Origin of the sequence: Rhizobium sp. BK112 (assembly GCF_014193215.1) — a bacterium.
GTDB classification, from domain to species: Bacteria; Pseudomonadota; Alphaproteobacteria; order Rhizobiales; family Rhizobiaceae; genus Rhizobium; species Rhizobium anhuiense.
The window spans coordinates 271,439-290,746 of the sequence record NZ_JACHYZ010000008.1; the positions used below are offsets into that span (position 1 = coordinate 271,439).

General features: G+C 61.5%; 21 protein-coding genes and 3 tRNA genes. 20 read left to right on the forward strand and 4 right to left on the reverse strand.

The annotated features are described in order from the left end of the window. The first annotated feature begins 61 nt into the window (after nt 1-61). The gene (locus tag FHT75_RS22505) at nt 62-463 is read left to right on the forward strand and encodes a cupin domain-containing protein (RefSeq protein ID WP_245294555.1); all 402 of its coding nucleotides are present in this window, start codon (nt 62-64) and stop codon (nt 461-463) included. A 5-nt stretch (nt 464-468) separates the two neighbouring features. On the opposite strand, the gene FHT75_RS22510 is transcribed toward FHT75_RS22505, so the two are convergent. Continuing rightward, nucleotides 469-1,074, reverse strand: coding sequence for a class I SAM-dependent methyltransferase (locus FHT75_RS22510; protein ID WP_063474302.1), 606 nt, complete (start codon nt 1,072-1,074; stop codon nt 469-471). A gap of 165 nt (nt 1,075-1,239) precedes the next feature. On the opposite strand from FHT75_RS22510, the gene FHT75_RS22515 reads away from it, so the two are divergent. Both FHT75_RS22515 and FHT75_RS22520 read left to right on the forward strand, forming a co-directional pair. Continuing rightward, nucleotides 1,240-1,593, forward strand: coding sequence for a hypothetical protein (locus tag FHT75_RS22515; protein ID WP_018241586.1), 354 nt, complete (start codon nt 1,240-1,242; stop codon nt 1,591-1,593). Between the two features lie 129 nt (nt 1,594-1,722). After that, nucleotides 1,723-2,271 (forward strand): glutathione peroxidase, encoded by a 549-nt coding sequence (locus tag FHT75_RS22520; RefSeq protein ID WP_047616651.1) that lies wholly within the window; start codon nt 1,723-1,725, stop codon nt 2,269-2,271. A 55-nt stretch (nt 2,272-2,326) separates the two neighbouring features. Here FHT75_RS22520 and FHT75_RS36400 read toward each other — a convergent pair whose 3' ends face one another. From FHT75_RS36400 to FHT75_RS22530, 3 genes are all read right to left on the reverse strand, one after another. After that, a complete protein-coding gene (locus FHT75_RS36400) occupies nt 2,327-2,539 on the reverse strand; it encodes a hypothetical protein (protein WP_048338652.1) in 213 nt (70 codons plus the stop codon). A gap of 441 nt (nt 2,540-2,980) precedes the next feature. After that, nucleotides 2,981-3,379, reverse strand: coding sequence for a hypothetical protein (locus FHT75_RS22525; RefSeq protein ID WP_047616501.1), 399 nt, complete (start codon nt 3,377-3,379; stop codon nt 2,981-2,983). Between the two features lie 101 nt (nt 3,380-3,480). After that, a tRNA-Val gene (locus tag FHT75_RS22530) sits at nt 3,481-3,556 on the reverse strand. A 428-nt stretch (nt 3,557-3,984) separates the two neighbouring features. Here FHT75_RS22530 and FHT75_RS22535 point away from each other — a divergent pair. The 17 genes from FHT75_RS22535 to FHT75_RS22615 all read left to right on the forward strand — a co-directional run bounded on the left by FHT75_RS22535 (nt 3,985) and on the right by FHT75_RS22615 (nt 19,308). Continuing rightward, nucleotides 3,985-4,061: transfer RNA gene (locus tag FHT75_RS22535), tRNA-Asp, on the forward strand. Between the two features lie 85 nt (nt 4,062-4,146). Next, nucleotides 4,147-4,223 (forward strand) — tRNA-Asp (locus tag FHT75_RS22540). A 245-nt stretch (nt 4,224-4,468) separates the two neighbouring features. Then, nucleotides 4,469-4,834, forward strand: coding sequence for an NADH-quinone oxidoreductase subunit A (locus FHT75_RS22545; RefSeq protein WP_010055493.1), 366 nt, complete (start codon nt 4,469-4,471; stop codon nt 4,832-4,834). Then, complete coding sequence (locus tag FHT75_RS22550; RefSeq protein ID WP_003578567.1) at nt 4,825-5,409, forward strand: NuoB/complex I 20 kDa subunit family protein; 585 nt, start codon at nt 4,825-4,827, stop codon at nt 5,407-5,409. Before FHT75_RS22545 ends, FHT75_RS22550 begins: the two co-directional genes overlap by 10 nt. A 19-nt stretch (nt 5,410-5,428) precedes the next feature. Beyond that, complete coding sequence (locus tag FHT75_RS22555) at nt 5,429-6,031, forward strand: NADH-quinone oxidoreductase subunit C (RefSeq protein ID WP_047616504.1); 603 nt, start codon at nt 5,429-5,431, stop codon at nt 6,029-6,031. Between the two features lie 63 nt (nt 6,032-6,094). Continuing rightward, nucleotides 6,095-7,285: an NADH-quinone oxidoreductase subunit D gene (locus FHT75_RS22560; protein WP_047616506.1), complete on the forward strand. Its 1,191-nt coding sequence runs from the start codon at nt 6,095-6,097 to the stop codon at nt 7,283-7,285. Further along, nucleotides 7,285-7,557, forward strand: a complete 273-nt coding sequence (locus FHT75_RS22565; RefSeq protein ID WP_047616508.1) for a hypothetical protein — start codon at nt 7,285-7,287, stop codon at nt 7,555-7,557. The genes FHT75_RS22560 and FHT75_RS22565 overlap by 1 nt, the downstream gene beginning before the upstream one ends. A gap of 16 nt (nt 7,558-7,573) precedes the next feature. Continuing rightward, on the forward strand, nt 7,574-8,740 hold the full coding sequence (locus tag FHT75_RS22570) for an NADH-quinone oxidoreductase subunit E (RefSeq protein WP_063474303.1): 1,167 nt from the start codon (nt 7,574-7,576) through the stop codon (nt 8,738-8,740). A 10-nt stretch (nt 8,741-8,750) separates the two neighbouring features. Beyond that, nucleotides 8,751-10,055 (forward strand): NADH-quinone oxidoreductase subunit NuoF, encoded by a 1,305-nt coding sequence (gene nuoF / locus FHT75_RS22575; protein WP_003547378.1) that lies wholly within the window; start codon nt 8,751-8,753, stop codon nt 10,053-10,055. 2 nt (nt 10,056-10,057) lie between these two features. Continuing rightward, entirely contained in the window at nt 10,058-10,813 is a 756-nt protein-coding gene (locus FHT75_RS22580) for a hypothetical protein (RefSeq protein WP_063474304.1), read from the forward strand. Nucleotides 10,814-11,031: 218 nt separating this feature from the next. Further along, nucleotides 11,032-13,113 carry an NADH-quinone oxidoreductase subunit NuoG gene (nuoG, locus tag FHT75_RS22585; RefSeq protein ID WP_063474305.1) on the forward strand — a complete coding sequence of 694 codons (2,082 nt, stop codon included), beginning with the start codon at nt 11,032-11,034 and terminating at the stop codon, nt 13,111-13,113. Between the two features lie 12 nt (nt 13,114-13,125). Then, on the forward strand, nt 13,126-14,169 hold the full coding sequence (gene nuoH, locus FHT75_RS22590; RefSeq protein WP_063474306.1) for an NADH-quinone oxidoreductase subunit NuoH: 1,044 nt from the start codon (nt 13,126-13,128) through the stop codon (nt 14,167-14,169). A gap of 40 nt (nt 14,170-14,209) precedes the next feature. Further along, a complete protein-coding gene (gene nuoI, locus FHT75_RS22595; protein WP_003547385.1) occupies nt 14,210-14,701 on the forward strand; it encodes an NADH-quinone oxidoreductase subunit NuoI in 492 nt (163 codons plus the stop codon). 141 nt (nt 14,702-14,842) lie between these two features. Next, on the forward strand, nt 14,843-15,457 hold the full coding sequence (locus FHT75_RS22600; protein WP_047616520.1) for an NADH-quinone oxidoreductase subunit J: 615 nt from the start codon (nt 14,843-14,845) through the stop codon (nt 15,455-15,457). Nucleotides 15,458-15,480: 23 nt separating this feature from the next. Continuing rightward, nucleotides 15,481-15,789 carry an NADH-quinone oxidoreductase subunit NuoK gene (gene nuoK, locus FHT75_RS22605; RefSeq protein WP_003547388.1) on the forward strand — a complete coding sequence of 103 codons (309 nt, stop codon included), beginning with the start codon at nt 15,481-15,483 and terminating at the stop codon, nt 15,787-15,789. Nucleotides 15,790-15,796: 7 nt separating this feature from the next. Continuing rightward, entirely contained in the window at nt 15,797-17,797 is a 2,001-nt protein-coding gene (gene nuoL, locus FHT75_RS22610) for an NADH-quinone oxidoreductase subunit L (protein WP_183845213.1), read from the forward strand. Then, nucleotides 17,797-19,308, forward strand: a complete 1,512-nt coding sequence (locus FHT75_RS22615) for an NADH-quinone oxidoreductase subunit M (RefSeq protein WP_047616524.1) — start codon at nt 17,797-17,799, stop codon at nt 19,306-19,308. The genes nuoL and FHT75_RS22615 overlap by 1 nt, the downstream gene beginning before the upstream one ends.

Below are 19,308 nucleotides of genomic sequence, written 5' to 3' on the forward strand. Positions count from 1 at the left end.
CCTCGATGAAATATCGTTCCGCCACAAGGCTTCAACCGCAATGAATGGAAAAGGAAAGATCATGGAGATCAAACCCGCCGGCTCTCGCCCCTCGACGAAGCCACCGGCCGACTATTTCACCGGCGCCGTCCGCCAGGATCCGCTGATGGAAGCGCCGGCGCCGGCCCGGGCGAGGGCGGTCTCCGTCACCTTCGAACCCGGCGCCCGCACGGCCTGGCATACGCATCCGCTCGGCCAGACACTGATCGTCACATCAGGCAAGGGCCTCGCCCAGAGCTGGGGCGGGGACATCCGCGAAATCCGCCCCGGCGATACCGTCTGGTTCGCACCTGATGAAAAACATTGGCACGGTGCTGCCCCGGATACGGCGATGACGCATATTGCCGTGCACGAGGCGCTGGACGGCAGCCATGTCGACTGGATGGAAAAGGTCAGCGACGAGCAATATTCCGGCAAAGTGTGAGCGGATCAGAGCCGTTTCAGGCAATAGGAAAAATGCGCGTGCGATTCGACCGTCAGGAACTCGAATTGCCAGCCGTAATCCTTGCAGAACTTGGTGACCGCCTCGACGACGCCATAGACGATCGGTTTGACCGTATTGCCGGTGCAGAAATCATGCCCGGCAATGCGCCCCGTCCGCTTCACCTTCTTGTCGCAGAGCAGCAGTTCCTGCCAGGTGAGATCGAAGGAATGGTCGGTATCGACATAGGCCCAGTCGAGGAAATCGTCCTCGAATTCGGCAAGCTTCTCCAGCGATGTGCCTTGCATCAGGTGCAGCCGGCCGGCCGCGATCTCGGCCGCGAAGTTCGTGTGGATCGCGTCTAACCCGGAGCTGTAGCGATCCATCGACCAGGGATCGATGAGGTAGAGCTGCGCCGGCCGGTTCTTTTCCAGGATCTCTGCCGTATATTCGCCGAAGGCTGCGCCCACTTCGACGCCGATGCCGCCGTTCGGGATGCGATAGAGCAATTCGCCGCGGTCCGGCAGCAGCCGGGCGTTTTCCATGTGATGGGCGCTGAGCGGCGTGCGCGGCATGCTCGCCCGGAGCGCCTGCCTTTCTTCACGTGTCTTCATCTCTGATCTCGGGATTGCGGGCGACTGACGGCCCTGATGCGGTTTGACGGGAAGGTAGGAGCGACTGGTGCCGATGACAACCGCATGACGGGAATTTGCTTCTTTCGGACAAACCGCTAAGTTCCATCTGTGAACTGACGAAAAAGCCTCGGGAGGAGCGATTTCATGAGACGCATGTGGCCTGAAGAATTCAACGCCATCATCAGCGGAGCTGAGGAGGTGATGTTGGAAACACCAGCCGAGGCCGGCGAAGCGCCGCTGCAGCGCAAGGCGCTGAAGGCGCGAATCACCATGCAGGATTATGAGCGGATCTGGCCGCTCGCCGAGATGCGCTTCCGGCTTGGCGAAAGGGATGGCAAGGCCATCACCCTGATCACCACCAATCCCCATTACCACGCCTGGCACCCGAAGGACGGCGGCAGCGTCGATTCCGTGTCGGACAGCGGCCGCCATTACAAGACGGATTATCTCGTCGTGCACTTCCTGCTCGACGATGTGAAGGAAACGTCTCCCGCCTGAGGATGAGGCCCGGTGCGGCCGGAAGCCGCACCGGCGTCCTGTGGAAGCCAAGTTGATCCCGACGCTGATGACAACGGCGGCGATATAGCTAACTTGGGCGAACCATATCCTTACGAATTGGAGGTTCCCGTGACAGGCAACGTGCTGGATATCCCGGTCAAGACTGTGGATGGTCGCGAGACCACGCTCAACGAATACAAGGGCAGGGTGCTCCTGGTCGTCAATGTCGCCTCGAAATGCGGGCTCACGCCGCAATATGAGGGGCTGGAAAAGCTCTATGGCGAAAAGCGCGAGCGCGGCTTCGTCATCGCCGCTTTCCCCGCCAACGACTTCAAGGGCCAGGAACCCGGCACCGACGCCGAGATCCTCGACTTCTGCACCAGCGCCTATGACGTCACCTTCCCGATCTTCTCGAAGATCTCGGTCAAGGGCGAGGCGCAGCATCCGCTTTACCGGCAACTGACCAAATCGGGTGTCGCGACGACCGGCGACGGACCGATGCGCGAGCGCCTGAAATCCCACGGCATGACAGGCGGCGACGAGGACGACATCCTCTGGAACTTCGAAAAATTCCTGATCGGCCGCGACGGCAGAGTCGCCGCCCGTTTCGCGCCTGACGTGACCGCAGATGATTCGCGGCTGGTTTCGGCGGTGGATAAGGAATTGGCGAAGAGATGAAGGCCCTCGGGCGACACCAGTGGCGTCTGGACTGCGATGAGTGCTCGGCCGGTGTTCAGATCCCAAGCACGGTCACAAGCGGGGGCGTAAAGTCCTTGTAGCCCAGTCTCGGCCAGTCACACCTTCTGTCGAATCGCGTTTTTGGTTCGTGGCGCTGGCATTTCGGATTCGTCTTGAAGGCGTATCCGGGCAGGCTGACATAGATGGCACTTGGCGTACAAAGGGCAATAGCGATGCACAGCGTCAAGGCGGAGCACAGGGCCTTCATGGCACACCTCCAGGCGTCGTAAGCCTTTAAGCGCGGAAACTTTCCGGGCGGCAAATATTCCCACTTTTGCCGAGCCCCATCCATTCGCCCAATAGGAGGTGGCGCGGCGGCCGGGAGTAGTCCGTTTTGGTGGAGTGCTGTCGCGATGGCGCGCATCTGAAGCTGCCGGGCGTAACGCCTTATTGCGCCGGAACGTCTCGCCGAATGCCGCCTCGAGAATGTAGACCCGCCCACAATTCGGATCATGCGGCGAGCAGGGCATCGGCCAGCCGATTGCACCGGGCACGGAGAATCGTGACAACCGACAGGCGGCGTATGGGCTTTGCGACGATCCACCGGAAGACGATTCGCAGCTGGTTTCGGCGGTGGATCAACAACTGGCGAAGCGTAACGATGAGTGCCCGCCAAACGGAAGGCGTACCCATCACCCCAATCACGCAATCACTTCTGCGTCAGAGAAAATGAGAAGGCGCATCGGGCGCCGCTCATAAATGAAACGCGGTTCTGGAAAAACGAAAACCTATATTCATCGCCACTTTGACCGCTGTCTCTAAAAGATGCGGGGAATCGGCTGATTTTGCTGAAGACGCCGCGCTGGCTGGCTTTCATGATTTCCAGGCTGCAGGCTGAATTGTCGGCATCGACCGAAAAAACAATCGGCAGATCCGACTGCATTCTCAGGAGATATGTTCTGGCTTCGCGGCCCGGAGTTTCTCCCGAGGTCGTCATCGTCTGGTCCCCGGCAGACAGGAACACCTCTTGCGCGGGCTCCTTGGCAATGCACGGCGGCACAGCCACGCCGGCGAGAAGCAGCGCAGAGATGATGGCAACGATTTTCATGAGGTGTCTCCTGACGAAACACCTTGCGCAGATCGTGACCGGATTAGCGAGCTAATTCGAAAGCCCGAATCGGATGGACAAGCAGCGGGAAAGTTTGGAAATGGTGGGCGATGAGAGACTCGAACTCCCGACATCCTCGGTGTAAACGAGGCGCTCTACCAACTGAGCTAATCGCCCATCGCAAACGAAGCCGGATCGGCCTGCCGCGTTGGTGGCCGTGATCTATGCGGAACGCGGCAAAACCGCAAGAGTGTTTGTGAAGATTTTTTGATTTTTTTGGTGGTGCTCCCGTGTCTTGCCCCGTGTCTTGCCCCGTGTCTGGCAATGCCGCTTAGGTTCGGCTCGGCTGTGGAAAAGTGAGAGGAGGGTGGCGCGCATCTCCGTTTCGAAGGCGCTGCGTCTGCGCTTGAGCATCGCTGCGGAACACGGAAGTGCCGGCTTTTGTTCATCTGGCACCCAACCCGTCGAAACATTTCACAGACTGTCATGGTTTTGTCTCCAAACCTGCTTGACACTAAAAGACGAACCCCGTAGTTAGCCGCTCATCGAAACGGGCAGCCGTTTTGGTGAGGGTGCGAAGGCATCCGGACTGCTTGAAATGAATTGCGGGTGTAGCTCAGTTGGTTAGAGTGCCGGCCTGTCACGCCGGAGGTCGCGGGTTCGAGCCCCGTCACTCGCGCCATTTCAAGTCTTTGTAAAACGCAAATGCGATTTGTCGTTTGTCCGGTTTTCTTCATCCTCGCGGCCGCCAATGGCCGATCATATGCGCGGGTGTAGCTCAGTCGGTTAGAGTGCCGGCCTGTCACGCCGGAGGTCGCGGGTTCGAGCCCCGTCACTCGCGCCATTTCTTCCGAAAGCCATGCAGTTTCCAATGGTCAGACATGCAGCTTCAGGCAGCTTGCGTGGATTTGTCGCGACATCGTTGCATCTGCTTGATAATGTCCGCGCGCGACGCGTCGAATTGCCTCTGTAAATCTCTTGCGCCGGGGCGTCGGCTGCGCTAACCACGGCTTGTTGCAACGCACGTTCGCTTGCCGGGCATTTGCCCAAATGCGCGCCTGGCGCCTCCGGCAAGCAGGGATGAACATGATGACTGAACTGCTCAGTTCTTATATTCCGATCGCTATCTTCATCGCTATCGCGCTCGTTATCGGCCTGGCGCTGCTCATTGCGCCGTTCGCCGTGGCTTTCAAAGCGCCTGATTCGGAAAAGCTCTCGGCTTACGAATGCGGCTTCAACGCGTTCGACGACGCCCGCATGAAGTTCGACATCCGCTTCTACCTCGTGTCGATCCTCTTCATCATCTTCGACCTCGAAGTCGCCTTCCTCTTCCCGTGGGCCGTTTCCTTCGGCGCCATCGGCTGGTTCGGCTTCTGGTCCATGATGGTCTTCCTTCTCGTGCTGACCATCGGCTTTATCTATGAATGGAAGAAGGGAGCCCTGGAATGGGAGTAGCCCCTGTGAGCAATCAGCCCCTCGTCGCCCAGCAGCCGAAGGGGATCATCGATCCCTCGACCGGCAAGCCGATCGGCAGCAACGACGCCTTCTTCGGCGAGATCAACAATGAGCTCGCCGACAAGGGTTTCCTTGTCACCTCGACCGACGAGCTGATCAACTGGGCCCGCACCGGCTCGCTGATGTGGATGACCTTCGGTCTGGCCTGCTGCGCCGTCGAAATGATGCAGCTGTCGATGCCGCGCTACGACGTCGAGCGCTTCGGCTTTGCGCCACGCGCCTCGCCGCGCCAGTCCGACGTGATGATCGTCGCCGGCACGCTGACCAACAAGATGGCGCCGGCGCTGCGCAAGGTCTATGACCAGATGCCCGAGCCGCGCTACGTCATCTCGATGGGCTCCTGCGCCAATGGCGGCGGCTATTATCACTATTCCTATTCGGTGGTGCGCGGTTGCGACCGCATCGTGCCGATCGACATCTACGTGCCGGGCTGTCCCCCCACGGCGGAGGCGCTGCTTTACGGCGTGCTTCTGCTGCAGAAGAAGATCCGGCGTACCGGCACGATCGAACGCTAAGGGTTAAGGACAAGGCAATATGAGTGAAGCCCTGACTGAGCTTGCGTCCTACCTTGGTGAAGCGCGCGGCAACCTGGTCGCCGCATCGCAGACGAAGTATGGCGAGCTGACGGTGACGACGACGGGTGAAAACCTGGTCGCGCTGTTGACCTTTTTGCGCGACGACGCCAAATGCGGTTTCGTCAACCTGATCGATATTTGCGGCGTCGACTGGCCGCAGCGCGAGCTGCGTTTCGATGTCGTCTATCATCTGCTGTCGCCGAAGAAGAACCTGCGCATCCGCGTCAAGGTCGCGACCGACGAAGATACGCCAGTTCCCTCGGCCTGCGCCGTCTATCCCGGCGCCGACTGGTTCGAGCGCGAGACCTGGGATATGTACGGCGTGCTCTTCACCGGTCACCCGGACCTGCGCCGCATCCTGACCGACTACGGTTTCGAAGGCCACCCGCTGCGCAAGGACTTCCCGACGACAGGTTTCGTCGAGGTCCGTTACGACGACGCCGCGAAACGCGTCGTGTACGAGCCGGTCGAGTTGAAGCAGGAATTCCGCAACTTCGACTTCATGTCGCCATGGGAAGGCACCGACTATGTGCTGCCCGGTGATGAAAAAGCGAAGCAATAAATTAAAGGCGGCTGGCGGCTTTCGCCGCCACTCATCGGTTATCTGAGAACGCGAGCCATCGCCATGACAGAACATAACGTCCGCAACTTCAACATCAACTTCGGACCGCAGCATCCGGCGGCGCATGGCGTTCTTCGTCTTGTCCTGGAGCTTGACGGCGAAATTGTGGAGCGGGTTGATCCGCATATCGGCCTGTTGCATCGCGGCACCGAGAAGCTGATCGAGACCAAGACCTATCTTCAGGCCGTGCCCTATTTCGATCGCCTCGACTATGTCGCGCCGATGAACCAGGAGCATGCCTATGCGCTCGCCGTCGAAAAGCTGCTCGGCATCGAGATTCCGATCCGCGGCCAGCTGATCCGCGTGCTCTATTCGGAAATCGGCCGCATCCTCTCGCATCTTCTGAACGTCACCACGCAGGCCATGGACGTCGGGGCGCTGACGCCGCCGCTCTGGGGCTTCGAAGAGCGTGAAAAGCTGATGGTGTTTTACGAGCGCGCCAGCGGTTCGCGCATGCACGCTGCTTATGTCCGCCCGGGCGGCGTCCATCAGGACCTGCCGGAACAGCTCGTGCAGGATATCGGCGACTGGTGCGACCCCTTCCTGAAGGCGCTCGACGACATCGACGACCTGCTCACCGGCAACCGCATCTTCAAGCAGCGCAACGTCGATATCGGCGTCGTCTCGCTGGAAGACTGCTGGGCCTGGGGCTTTTCCGGCGTCATGGTGCGCGGTTCGGGCGCTGCCTGGGATCTGCGCCGCGCCCAGCCTTATGAATGTTATTCCGATCTCGAATTCGACATTCCGATCGGCAAGAACGGCGACAACTACGACCGCTACCTGATCCGCATGATCGAGATGCGCGAATCGGTCCGCATCATGAAGCAATGCGTCAATCGCCTGCTGTCCGATGCCAAGACCGGCCCCTTCTCGTCGATCGACGGCAAGGTCGTACCGCCGAAGCGCGGCGAGATGAAGCGCTCGATGGAAGCGCTGATCCACCACTTCAAGCTCTATACCGAAGGCTACCACGTGCCGGCCGGCGAAGTGTACGCCGCCGTCGAGGCGCCGAAGGGCGAGTTCGGCGTCTATCTCGTCTCCGACGGCTCCAACAAGCCTTATCGCTGCAAGATCCGCGCGCCGGGTTATGCCCATCTGCAGGCGATGGACTTCATGTGCCGCGGCCATCAGCTTGCCGACGTCGCGGCCGTGCTCGGCTCGCTCGACATCGTCTTCGGCGAGGTGGACCGCTGATGCAGCTTCTGCCGCTGGCCGTCGCACTCCTTCTTTCGGCATCCGGAGTTTCGGCTCAGGAGGCCGATAGCCTCGGCACGCCGCTGGGCCATAAGGAAGAGACGCCGCCGGCGCAGCAATCGTCCATGGGCGAGCTTTTGTCCAAGGGCTATCAGATCAAGGCTGCCGTTCCGAACGGCGGCAAATTCGTAGTGTTTATGCAGAAAGACCAGTCGGCCTATGCCTGCGAAATGCAGTCTTTGACCGCTTCGCGGTGTGGAACCCTAAACTGACAAGGCGTGAGGAAGAATGTCCGTTCGTCGATTAGCCGAAGATCAATTTCAGCCTGCCGCATTCGCCTTCAGCGATGAGAATGCGGTCTGGGCGGACAAGACGATCCAGAAATACCCCGCCGGCCGCCAGCAATCGGCGGTCATTCCGCTATTGATGCGGGCGCAGGAGCAGGACGGTTGGGTCACGCGCGCGGCGATCGAAAAGATCGCCGACATGCTCGACATGGCCTATATCAGAGTGCTCGAGGTCGCGACCTTCTATACGCAGTTCCAGCTGCATCCTGTCGGCACGCGCGCCCATGTCCAGGTCTGCGGCACGACGCCCTGCATGCTGCGCGGCTCGGAAGCGCTGATGTCGGTCTGCAAGAGCAAGATCCATGCCCATGCCTTCGAGCGCAATGCCGAAGGCACGCTGTCCTGGGAAGAGGTCGAATGTCTCGGGGCCTGCGTCAACGCGCCGATGGTGATGATCGGCAAGGACACCTATGAGGACCTGACGCCAGAGCGTCTCGAAGAGATCATCGACGTCTTTGCCGCCGGCAATGGCGCCAGCATCAAGCCCGGCACCCAGATCGACCGGATATTTTCAGCGCCCGAAGGCGGCCCGACCTCGCTGACGATGGAAGAGCCGAAGGCCAGGACGCGCGCCAAGAAGGCCGATGCCGAAACCGTGTCGGCCCCGGTCGACGCCGCGCCGGTTCCGCCTTCCGAGGCCGCCCGCCCGAAGAGCACCGATGCCGAGACCAATGCAGCGCTGAAGACGCCGGCAACCGCACCGAAGGCGGCGGCGAAGAACGCCAAGGCCGCCGAAGAGCAGCCGATATCGGGCACGGCGGCTGCCGAACCGGCGCCGAAAGCTACCGTCAAGGCCGAAGCCGCCCCGTCGGCCAAGCCTTCCCTGACCGACAAGAACCGTCCGTCCGGCATCGAAAAGCCCGCAGCCCCGGATGATCTGAAGATGATCTCGGGCGTCGGTCCGAAGATCGAGGCGACGCTGAACGAAATCGGCATCTTCACCTTCGCGCAGGTCGCGGGCTGGAAGAAGGCCGAACGCGAATGGGTCGACGGCTACCTGAACTTCCGCGGCCGCATCGAGCGCGATGACTGGGTCAAGCAGGCCAAGGCGCTCGCCAAGGGCGGGGAAGCGGAATATATCAAGGTCTTCGGCAAGAAGCCGCGGTAAGAGGTGAAGCATGTTACAAGATAAAGACCGCATCTTTACCAACATCTACGGCCTCAAGGACAAGTCCCTGAAGGGCGCGATGAGCCGCGGCCACTGGGACGGCACCAAGCAGATCCTCGAAAAGGGCCGTGACTGGATCATCAACGAGATGAAGGCATCCGGCCTTCGCGGTCGCGGCGGCGCTGGCTTCCCCACGGGTCTCAAATGGTCCTTCATGCCGAAGGAAAGCGACGGACGCCCGCATTACCTCGTCGTCAACGCCGACGAATCCGAGCCCGGTACCTGCAAGGACCGCGACATCATGCGCCACGATCCGCATACGCTGATCGAAGGCTGCGTCATCGCGAGCTTCGCCATGGGCGCCAATGCGGCCTACATCTATGTGCGCGGCGAATATATAAGAGAGCGCGAGGCGCTGCAGGCGGCGATCGACGAATGCTATGATTACGGCCTGCTCGGCAAGAACAACAAGCTCGGCTGGGACATGGACATCTTCGTCCATCATGGCGCCGGCGCCTATATCTGCGGCGAGGAAACCGCGCTGCTCGAAAGCCTCGAAGGCAAGAAGGGCCAGCCGCGCCTGAAGCCGCCATTCCCGGCCAATATGGGCCTCTACGGCTGCCCGACGACTGTCAACAACGTCGAATCGATCGCTGTTGCACCGACGATCCTGCGCCGCGGCGCCGGCTGGTTCTCCGCCATCGGCCGCCCGAACAATGTCGGCACCAAGCTGTTCATGCTCTCCGGCCACGTCAACAAGCCGTGCACGGTCGAAGAGGAAATGGGCATCACCTTCCGCGAGCTGGTCGATCGCCACGCCGGCGGCATCCGCGGCGGCTGGGACAATCTGCTCGCCGTCATTCCGGGCGGCGCATCCTGCCCGATCGTTCCGGCCAAGGACATCATCGACTGCCCGATGGATTTCGACGGCTTGCGCGGCGTCGGCTCCTCCTTCGGCACGGCGGCGGCGATCGTCATGGACAAGTCCACCGACGTCATCAAGGCGATCGCCCGCATCTCCGCCTTCTTCAAGCACGAGAGCTGCGGTCAGTGCACGCCGTGCCGCGAAGGCACGGGCTGGATGTGGCGGGTGATGGAACGCATGGCCAAGGGCAATGCCCAGAAGCGCGAAATCGACATGCTGTTCCAGGTGACCAAGCAGATCGAAGGCCACACCATCTGTGCGCTGGGCGACGCAGCCGCATGGCCGGTGCAGGGTCTGATCCGTAACTTCCGTCCCGAGATCGAAAAGCGCATCGACCAGTATACGGCGAGCGCGCTCGATCACGGCGCGGTTCTGGAGGCGGCTGAATAATCATGGCGGACAATGCATCCAAGGCTGGGAAGAAGGAAGAAGTCGCCGATTTCGCGGCCGGTTTCGGCCGCCTTGCCGCCGAGATGCTTGAAAATGCACAGGCGATGCCGGTGCATCCGCTGATGGCGCATCCGGCTGCAGCCTTTGCCGCGGCAACGGCGATCGGCTTCGGTTTCTCGACGCAGATGGCCGGCGCCTTCTTCGGCGCCTGGCAGAGCGCCCTGGAAACCACGAGCAAAGTCGCTGCCGCTCTCGATGACACGCCGCCGGACGAGCCGGCGCCCGATGTCGAAATCCGGCCGGAGAATATTCGCCCTGCCGTCAAGGCTTTCACCAAGCCGGCGGCCGGGAAGAAGGCAGGGCCGACACTGACTGTCGTCAGGCCGGTCAGCGAACCGATCCCGGCCAGCCAGACGAAGCCGGTCACTGAAGCGAAGCCGGTCACTGAAGCGAAGTCTGTCGGCCAAACGAAGTCGGTTAGCGATACGAAGCCGGGCCAGCTGAAGCCGGCCGTGAAGGCAAGACCGGCTGCGCGGGCTGTCAAGGCCGACGATCTCAAGCTGATCGCCGGCATCGGCCCGAAGCTGGAGCAGGTGCTGAACGCCAAGGGTATTCGCAGCTTCGCCGAGATTGCCGCCTGGACCGACGCGGAAATCGCCCGGCTCGACGCCGAACTCGGCTTCAACGGCCGCATCGGCCGTGACGACTGGACCGGTCAGGCAAAAGTTCTGGCAGGGCGAGGCCGCAGGAAGAAATGAACTGTCCGGCCGTGTCAATCGGCCGGAAGAATGGGCAGATCGGCGGACGGGCGGGGGCCTTTCGATGCCGGTGCGGGTTCCGGGTCTGGAACGCGTGACAGAGAATTTCGGCGACATCCGGTGTCGGCAGGACGAAAGATCCGGCTTGGCAATGAGAATGTTGCAAAAATAGGTTTGTTTGCCGTCATCAGGCAAACGGGAAACAGGACTGAGCGACGATGGCAAAACTGAAGATTGACGGCAACGAGATCGAAGTTCCGGATCATTTCACGCTATTGCAGGCGTGTGAGGATGCCGGCGCCGAGGTTCCGCGCTTCTGCTTCCACGAGCGCCTGTCGGTTGCCGGCAATTGCCGCATGTGCCTCGTCGAGGTGAAGGGTGGCCCGCCGAAGCCGCAGGCTTCCTGCGCCATGAGCGTGCGCGACATTCGCGGCGGCCCGAACGGCGAACTGCCCGAGGTCTTCACCAACACCCCGATGGTCAAGAAGGCCCGCGAAGGCGTGATGGAATTCCTGCTGATCAACCATCCGCTGGATTGCCCGATCTGCGACCAGGGCGGCGAATGCGACCTGCAGGACCAGGCGATGGCCTTCGGCATCGACACCTCGCGCTATCAGGAAGACAAGCGCGCCGTCGAAGACAAGTATATCGGCCCGCTCGTCAAGACGGTGATGAACCGCTGCATCCACTGCACGCGCTGCGTCCGCTTCACGACGGAGGTTGCCGGCATTTCCGAACTCGGCCTGATCGGCCGCGGCGAGGATGCCGAGATCACCACCTATCTCGAACAGGCGATGACCTCCGAGCTGCAGGGCAACGTCGTCGACCTTTGCCCGGTCGGCGCGCTCACCTCCAAGCCCTTCGCCTTCACCGCGCGCCCCTGGGAATTGAACAAGACCGAATCGATCGACGTCATGGATGCCGTCGGTTCGGCGATCCGCGTCGACACTCGCGGCCGCGAAGTCATGCGCATCCTGCCGCGCGTCAACGAGGCGATCAACGAGGAGTGGATCTCAGACAAAAGCCGCTTCATCTGGGACGGGCTGAAGACCCAGCGCCTCGACCGGCCCTATGTGCGCCGCGACGGCCGCCTGCAGCCCGCCACCTGGGCCGAAGCCTTCGGCGCCATCAAGGCCGCCGTCAGCGCCACCTCGGGCGACAAGATCGGCGCGATCGCTGGCGACCTTGCTTCCGTCGAGGAAATGTACGCGCTCTCCGAACTGGTGAAGTCGCTGGGCTCGACCAATCTCGACTGTCGCCAGGATGGGGCGGCACTCGATCCGTCGCTCGGCCGCGCAAGCTACCTGTTCAACCCGACCATTTCGGGCATCGACCAGGCCGACGCGCTGTTGATCATCGGCGCCAATCCGCGCTTCGAGGCGGCGATCCTCAATGCCCGCATCCGCAAGCGCTGGCGCCGCGGCAAGTTCCCGATCGGCGTGATCGGCGAGGCGGGCGAACTGCGCTACAGCTATGATTACCTCGGCGCCGGTCCCGACACGCTGAAGGATCTGGTCGACGGCAACCATGCCTTCGCCGAGGTGCTGAAGAACGCCGCCAAGCCGATGATCATCATCGGCCAGGGCGCGCTGTCGCGCAGCGACGGCGCCGGCGTTCTCGCCAGTGCCGCCAAGCTTGCCGGTTCGGTCGGCGCGGTCGTCGAAGGCTGGAACGGTTTTGCCGTCCTCCATACCGCAGCCTCGCGCGTCGGCGGCCTCGACCTCGGCTTCGTGCCGGGTGCTGCCGGCGTCAATGCCGCCGAAATGCTGAGCGCGATGGACGTGCTCTTCCTGCTCGGCGCCGACGAACTCGACTTCGCCGCCAAGAAGGCCAGGCTCACCGTCTATATCGGCTCGCATGGCGACAACGGCGCGCATCATGCCGACGTCATCCTGCCGGCCGCGGCCTATACCGAAAAGTCCGGCACCTGGGTCAACACCGAAGGCCGCGTCCAGATGGGCAACCGCGCCGGCTTTGCGCCGGGCGACGCCCGCGAGGACTGGGCGATCATCCGCGCCCTGTCCGACGTGCTCGGCAAGAAGCTTCCCTTCGATTCGCTGAGCGAACTGCGCGTCCGGCTCTACGCCGCTTTCCCGCATTTCGCCGCCATCGACGAGATCGCCGAAAGCGATAGCGCCCAAATTGCCGCAGTTGCGAAAAAAGCCGGCAAGATGAACAAGTCAGGGTTTGCGTCGCCGGTCAAAGACTTCTATTTGACGAACCCGATAGCGCGCGCCTCGGCTGTCATGGCCGAGTGCTCGGCATTGGCCCGCAACAACTTCAAAGTCGCGGCAGAGTAAGGGCAGGGGACTATGGAATCTTTCTTTTCGACCTATGTCTGGCCGGCGATCATCATGATCGGTCAGTCGCTGCTGCTTCTGGTCTGCCTGCTCGTCTTTATCGCCTATGTGCTGCTCGCCGACCGCAAGATCTGGGCGGCCGTGCAGCTGCGCCGCGGCCCGAACGTCGTCGGTCCCTTCGGCCTGTTCCAATCCTTCGCCGACCTTTTGAAGTTCGTCTTCAAGGAGCCGATCATTCCGGCCGGCGCCAACAAGGCGGTGTTCCTGCTGGCCCCGCTGGTGACGGTGCTTCTGGCGCTGTCCACCTGGGCGGTGGTGCCGCTCGCCGACGGATGGGTGATCGCCAACATCAATGTCGGCATCCTCTATATTTTCGCCATTTCCTCGCTCGAGGTTTACGGCATCATCATGGGCGGCTGGGCTTCGAACTCGAAGTATCCGTTCCTCGGCGCGCTGCGCTCGGCGGCGCAGATGGTGTCCTATGAAGTCTCGATCGGCTTCGTCATCGTCACCGTGCTTCTCTGCGTCGGCTCGCTGAACCTGACCGATATCGTCAATGCCCAGCATACCGGCCTCGGCACCATGCTCGGCCTGCCGTCGTCCTTCCTCGACTGGCACTGGCTGTCGCTCTTCCCGATGTTCATCATCTTCTTCATTTCCGCACTTGCCGAGACGAACCGTCCGCCTTTCGACCTTCCGGAAGCCGAATCGGAACTCGTCGCCGGCTTCATGGTCGAATACGGCTCCTCGCCCTACATGATGTTCATGCTCGGCGAATATGCCGCCGTCGTCCTGATGTGCTCGCTGACGACCATTCTTTTCCTTGGCGGCTGGCTGCCGCCGGTCGATTTCTGGCTCATCAATTGGGTGCCGGGCATCATCTGGTTCATGCTGAAGGCCTGCTTCGTGTTCTTCATGTTCGCGATGGTCAAGGCTTTCGTCCCGCGTTACCGCTACGACCAGCTCATGCGCCTCGGCTGGAAGGTCTTCCTGCCGCTGTCGCTCGCCATGGTCGTCATCGTTGCATTCGTGCTGAAACTGACGGGTTGGGCATGATCATGTCCGCTCTCGTTTCCGGCAAAATTGGAGGTTGAAGATGGCAAGCTTGTCCGGCTCCATCAGCTCGCTGTTTCTCAAGGAATTCGTCGGCGCGTTCTTCTTGTCGATGCGCTATTTCTTCCGCCAGAAGGCGACGATCAACTATCCCTTCGAAAAGGGCCCGGTCTCCCCGCGTTTCCGCGGCGAGCATGCGCTGCGCCGTTATCCGAACGGCGAGGAACGCTGCATCGCCTGCAAGCTCTGCGAGGCGATCTGTCCTGCCCAGGCGATCACCATCGAGGCGGGTCCCCGCCGCAATGACGGCACGCGCCGCACGGTGCGTTACGACATTGACATGGTGAAGTGCATCTATTGCGGCTTCTGCCAGGAAGCCTGCCCGGTCGACGCGATCGTCGAGGGCCCGAATTTCGAATTTGCGACGGAAACCCGCGAAGAGCTCTATTTCGACAAGGCGCGGCTTTTGGACAACGGAGACCGGTGGGAGCGTGAAATCGCCCGCAACATCGCGATCGACTCGCCGTACCGCTGATTGAGATTTGAAATGCCGGGATGGAGCAACGGCTCCGATCGCGGTCAATATGCACAGGAGCTTTGCCGGTTCGCGCCGCGCAAAGCTCTATCGGGCAGGGAAACTCCCGGCTGCCCGGGGGAAGATGAAAAAGGCACCAACATGGGTCTGCAGGCTCTATTTTTCTATCTTTTCGCCTTTGTCGCGGTGGCGTCGGCGTTCATGGTCATCTGGGCGAAGAACCCGGTTCACTCGGTTCTGTTCCTGATCCTGGTGTTCTTCAACGCGGCCGGCCTCTTCCTGCTGCTCGGCGCCGAATTCCTGGCGATGATCCTGCTGGTCGTCTATGTCGGCGCCGTCGCCGTTCTCTTCCTCTTCGTGGTGATGATGCTCGATATCGACTTCACCGAACTGAGGGCCGGCGTTCTCGAATATGCGCCGATCGGCGGGCTGATCGGGGTGATCCTGGCGGCCGAGCTGATCGTCGTCATCGGCGGCAGCGTCATCTCGCCTGAGATCGCCAAATCGGTCGCCATGCCGATCCCGGCGCTGACGGAGCGCACCAATACGGCCGCCCTCGGCGACGTGCTCTACACCAACTACGTCTATTTCTTCCAGATCGCCGGTCTGGTGCTGCTGGTCGCCATGATCGGCGCGATCGTGCTGACGCTCAGGCACCGCACCAACATCAAGCGGCAGAATATTCCCAGGCAGGTTGCCCGTACGCCCGCCACCGCCGTCGAGGTGGTGTCGGTCAAGCCCGGGCAGGGCGTCTAAAGGCAGGTCAAGGAACAAAGAACATGGTCATCGGACTTTCCCACTACCTGACGGTCAGCGCCATCCTCTTCACGCTCGGCGTCTTCGGCATCTTCCTCAACCGGAAGAACGTCATCGTCATCCTGATGTCGATCGAACTGATCCTGCTTGCCGTCAACATCAACATGGTCGCCTTCTCCTCCTTCCTGAACGACATCGTCGGCCAGGTCTTCGCGCTGTTCATCTTGACGGTCGCGGCAGCCGAAGCGGCGATCGGTCTTGCAATTCTCGTTGTCTTCTACCGCAACCGCGGCTCGATCGCGGTCGAAGACGTCAATATGATGAAGGGCTGAGTGGCTCATGTTCCTCTATAAGGCTATCGTCTTTCTTCCCTTGATCGGTGCGATCGTCGCCGGCCTCTTCGGCCGCGCCATCGGCGCCAAGGCTTCGGAATATGTCTCCAGCGGCCTGATGATCATCGCCGCCATCCTGTCCTGGGTTGTCTTCTTCACGGTCGGCATGGGCCACGCCGAAGGCGGCCCGATCAAGGTCGAGGTGCTGCGCTGGATCCAGTCCGGCGGCATCGACGTCTCCTGGTCGTTGCGCGTCGATACGCTGACCTCGGTGATGCTGATCGTCGTCAACACGGTCTCGACGCTGGTGCATGTCTATTCGATCGGTTACATGCACACCGATCCGCACCGCCCGCGCTTCTTCGCCTATCTCTCGCTCTTCACCTTCGCCATGCTGATGCTGGTGACCGCCGACAACCTTGCCCAGATGTTCTTCGGCTGGGAAGGCGTCGGTCTCGCCTCCTACCTGCTGATCGGTTTCTGGTTCAAGAAGCCGTCGGCGACGGCTGCGGCGATGAAGGCCTTCATCGTCAACCGCGTCGGCGACTTCGGCTTCGTGCTCGGCATTGCCGGCGTCTTCGTGCTGTTCGGCTCGATCAATTTCGACACGATCTTCGCCAATGCCTCGAACTTCGCCCCGCATGAAGGCGGCGGCGAGGCGGGCGAGGTGATCCTCAACCTCTTCGGCATGCAGCTCGACAAGGCGCATGCGCTGACCGGCATCTGCCTGCTGCTGTTCATGGGCGCGATGGGCAAGTCGGCGCAGTTCCTGCTGCACACCTGGCTGCCGGACGCCATGGAAGGCCCGACCCCGGTCTCGGCCCTCATCCATGCCGCCACCATGGTCACCGCCGGCGTCTTCCTCGTCGCCCGCATGTCGCCGCTCTTCGAACTGTCGCACGATGCACTCGTCGTCGTCACCGTGATCGGCGCGATCACCGCCTTCTTCGCGGCCACCGTCGGCCTCGTGCAGAACGACATCAAGCGCGTCATCGCCTATTCCACCTGCTCGCAGCTCGGCTACATGTTCGTGGCGCTCGGGGTAGGGGCCTATGGCGCGGCGATCTTCCACCTCTTCACCCATGCCTTCTTCAAGGCGCTGCTCTTCCTCTGCGCCGGCTCGGTCATCCACGCTGTCGATGGCGAGCAGGACATGCGCTACATGGGCGGCCTGCGGCCGCACATTAAGTGGACGTTCCGTATGATGATCATCGGCACGCTGGCGATCACCGGCGTCGGCATTCCCTTCACGCCGTTCGGTCTTGCCGGCTTCTTCTCCAAGGACGTGATCATCGAGGCGACCTATGCATCGCATTCGCCGGTCTCGGGCTTCGCCTTCGCGCTGCTCGTCATCGCGGCTCTGTTCACCAGCTTCTATTCCTGGCGCCTGATCTTCATGACCTTCTATGGAAAGCCGCGCGCCTCGCACGAGGTCATGCACCACGTCCACGAGTCGCCGCAGGTCATGCTGGTGCCGCTCTATCTGCTGGCGGTTGGCGCGGTGCTTGCTGGCTACTTCTTCGAAGGCCGTTTCTACGGCGAGGAGTATGCCGAGTTCTGGAAGGGCGCGCTCTTTACTGGCGCCGAGAACGAACTGGTCGAAGAGTTCCACCATGTGCCGGCGCTCGTGGCTTTGAGCCCGTTCATCGCCATGGTGCTCGGCTTCGTCACGGCCTGGTACATGTATATCCGCTCGCCGCAGACGCCGCGCATCCTGGCGCAGCAGCATCGCGTGCTCTACCAGTTCCTGTTGAACAAGTGGTATTTCGACGAGCTCTACGACTTCCTCTTCGTCCGCACCGCCAAGGCGCTCGGCCGCTTCCTGTGGAAGAAGGGTGATGTCGGCGTCATCGACACCTACGGCCCGAACGGCGTCGCCGCCCGCGTCGTCGCCGTCACCGACCGCGTCGTCCGCCTGCAGACCGGTTACCTCTATCACTACGCCTTCGCCATGCTGATCGGCATTGCGGCGCTCGTTACCTGGATGATGCTCGGGAGTTCCTTCTGATGACCGATTGGCCTATTCTTTCAACGGTCACCTTCCTGCCGCTCGTCGGCGTGGTGCTCCTGCTATTGATGAACGGCGAGAGCGAAACCGGCCGGAAGAACGTGCTGTGGATCTCGCTGATCACCACCGTCTTCACCTTCGTCGTCTCGCTCTTGATCTGGACCGGCTTCGACAATGCGAATCCGGGCTTCCAGATGGTCGAGAAGCATAACTGGCTCGGCACCGGCATCGGCTACCACGTCGGCGTCGACGGCATCTCGATGCTGTTCGTCATCCTGTCGACCTTCCTCATGCCCTTCTGCGTGCTGGCGAGCTGGCTCTCGATCGAGAAGCGCCTGAAGGAATATATGATCGCCTTCCTCATCCTGGAAACGATGATGGTCGGCGTCTTCGTCTCGCTCGATATCGTGCTGTTCTACGTCTTCTTCGAAGCGGGCCTCATTCCGATGTTCCTGATCATCGGCGTGTGGGGCGGCAAGGACCGCGTCTATGCGAGCTACAAGTTCTTCCTCTATACGCTGCTCGGCTCGGTGCTGATGCTGCTCGCCATCATGGCGATGTATTGGCAGGCCGGCACGACCGACATCACCGCGCTGCTCGCCTACAAGTTCCCGCCGGCGCTGCAGACCTGGTTATGGCTTGCCTTCTTCGCCTCCTTCGCGGTGAAGATGCCGATGTGGCCGGTCCATACCTGGCTTCCCGATGCCCACGTTCAGGCGCCGACGGCAGGCTCGGTGATCTTGGCCGGCGTGCTCCTGAAGCTCGGCGGCTACGGTCTTATCCGCTTCTCGCTCGGCATGTTCCCGGTCGCCTCCGATTATTTCGCGCCGCTCGTCTTCGCCATGTCGGTGATTGCCATCATCTATACCTCGCTGGTGGCGATGATGCAGGACGACATCAAGAAGCTGATCGCCTATTCCTCCGTGGCTCATATGGGCTACGTGACCATGGGCATCTTTGCGGCCAACATGCAGGGCGTTCAGGGCTCCATCTTCCAGATGCTGTCGCACGGCATCGTCTCCGGCGCGCTCTTCCTCTGCGTCGGCGTCGTCTACGACCGCACGCATACCCGCGAGATCAACGCCTATGGCGGCCTCGTCAACAACATGCCGAAATATGCCGTCGCGATGATGGTCTTCACCATGGCCAATGTCGGGCTTCCCGGCACGTCGGGCTTCATCGGCGAATTCCTGACGCTGATGGGCGTCTTCCGGGTCAACACCTGGGTCGCGCTCTTTGCCGCCACCGGCGTCATCCTCTCGGCTGCCTACGCGCTCTGGCTTTATCGCCGGGTGATCTTCGGCGCGCTGGAGAAGGAGAAGCTGAAGGCGCTGCTCGATCTGTCGCCGCGTGAGCAACTGATCCTTTACCCGCTGGTCGCGCTGACCATCTTCTTCGGCGTTTACCCGGCTCCGGTCTTCGATGCGACGGCCGCCTCGGTGGATCTGCTGGTCAACAACTACACGGCCGCCGTGCACGCAGCGCAGAATGTTGCGCTGTCTATGAAATGA

Bases quoted from the DNA above. Each gene is read 5' to 3' on its own strand.
- nuoK (WP_003547388.1), top strand. From the start codon at position 15,481: ATGGTCATCGGACTTTCCCACTACCTGACGGTCAGCGCCATCCTCTTC.
- FHT75_RS22555 (WP_047616504.1), top strand. From the start codon at position 5,429: ATGAGTGAAGCCCTGACTGAGCTTGCGTCCTACCTTGGTGAAGCGCGC.
- FHT75_RS22510 (WP_063474302.1), bottom strand. From the start codon at position 1,074: ATGAAGACACGTGAAGAAAGGCAGGCGCTCCGGGCGAGCATGCCGCGC.
- FHT75_RS22545 (WP_010055493.1), top strand. From the start codon at position 4,469: ATGACTGAACTGCTCAGTTCTTATATTCCGATCGCTATCTTCATCGCT.
- FHT75_RS22565 (WP_047616508.1), top strand. From the start codon at position 7,285: ATGCAGCTTCTGCCGCTGGCCGTCGCACTCCTTCTTTCGGCATCCGGA.
- nuoH (WP_063474306.1), top strand. From the start codon at position 13,126: ATGGAATCTTTCTTTTCGACCTATGTCTGGCCGGCGATCATCATGATC.
- nuoL (WP_183845213.1), top strand. From the start codon at position 15,797: ATGTTCCTCTATAAGGCTATCGTCTTTCTTCCCTTGATCGGTGCGATC.
- FHT75_RS22615 (WP_047616524.1), top strand. From the start codon at position 17,797: ATGACCGATTGGCCTATTCTTTCAACGGTCACCTTCCTGCCGCTCGTC.
- FHT75_RS22550 (WP_003578567.1), top strand. From the start codon at position 4,825: ATGGGAGTAGCCCCTGTGAGCAATCAGCCCCTCGTCGCCCAGCAGCCG.
- nuoG (WP_063474305.1), top strand. From the start codon at position 11,032: ATGGCAAAACTGAAGATTGACGGCAACGAGATCGAAGTTCCGGATCAT.
- FHT75_RS22515 (WP_018241586.1), top strand. From the start codon at position 1,240: ATGAGACGCATGTGGCCTGAAGAATTCAACGCCATCATCAGCGGAGCT.
- FHT75_RS36400 (WP_048338652.1), bottom strand. From the start codon at position 2,539: ATGAAGGCCCTGTGCTCCGCCTTGACGCTGTGCATCGCTATTGCCCTT.
- FHT75_RS22570 (WP_063474303.1), top strand. From the start codon at position 7,574: ATGTCCGTTCGTCGATTAGCCGAAGATCAATTTCAGCCTGCCGCATTC.
- FHT75_RS22505 (WP_245294555.1), top strand. From the start codon at position 62: ATGGAGATCAAACCCGCCGGCTCTCGCCCCTCGACGAAGCCACCGGCC.
- nuoF (WP_003547378.1), top strand. From the start codon at position 8,751: ATGTTACAAGATAAAGACCGCATCTTTACCAACATCTACGGCCTCAAG.
- FHT75_RS22525 (WP_047616501.1), bottom strand. From the start codon at position 3,379: ATGAAAATCGTTGCCATCATCTCTGCGCTGCTTCTCGCCGGCGTGGCT.
- FHT75_RS22600 (WP_047616520.1), top strand. From the start codon at position 14,843: ATGGGTCTGCAGGCTCTATTTTTCTATCTTTTCGCCTTTGTCGCGGTG.
- FHT75_RS22580 (WP_063474304.1), top strand. From the start codon at position 10,058: ATGGCGGACAATGCATCCAAGGCTGGGAAGAAGGAAGAAGTCGCCGAT.
- nuoI (WP_003547385.1), top strand. From the start codon at position 14,210: ATGGCAAGCTTGTCCGGCTCCATCAGCTCGCTGTTTCTCAAGGAATTC.
- FHT75_RS22560 (WP_047616506.1), top strand. From the start codon at position 6,095: ATGACAGAACATAACGTCCGCAACTTCAACATCAACTTCGGACCGCAG.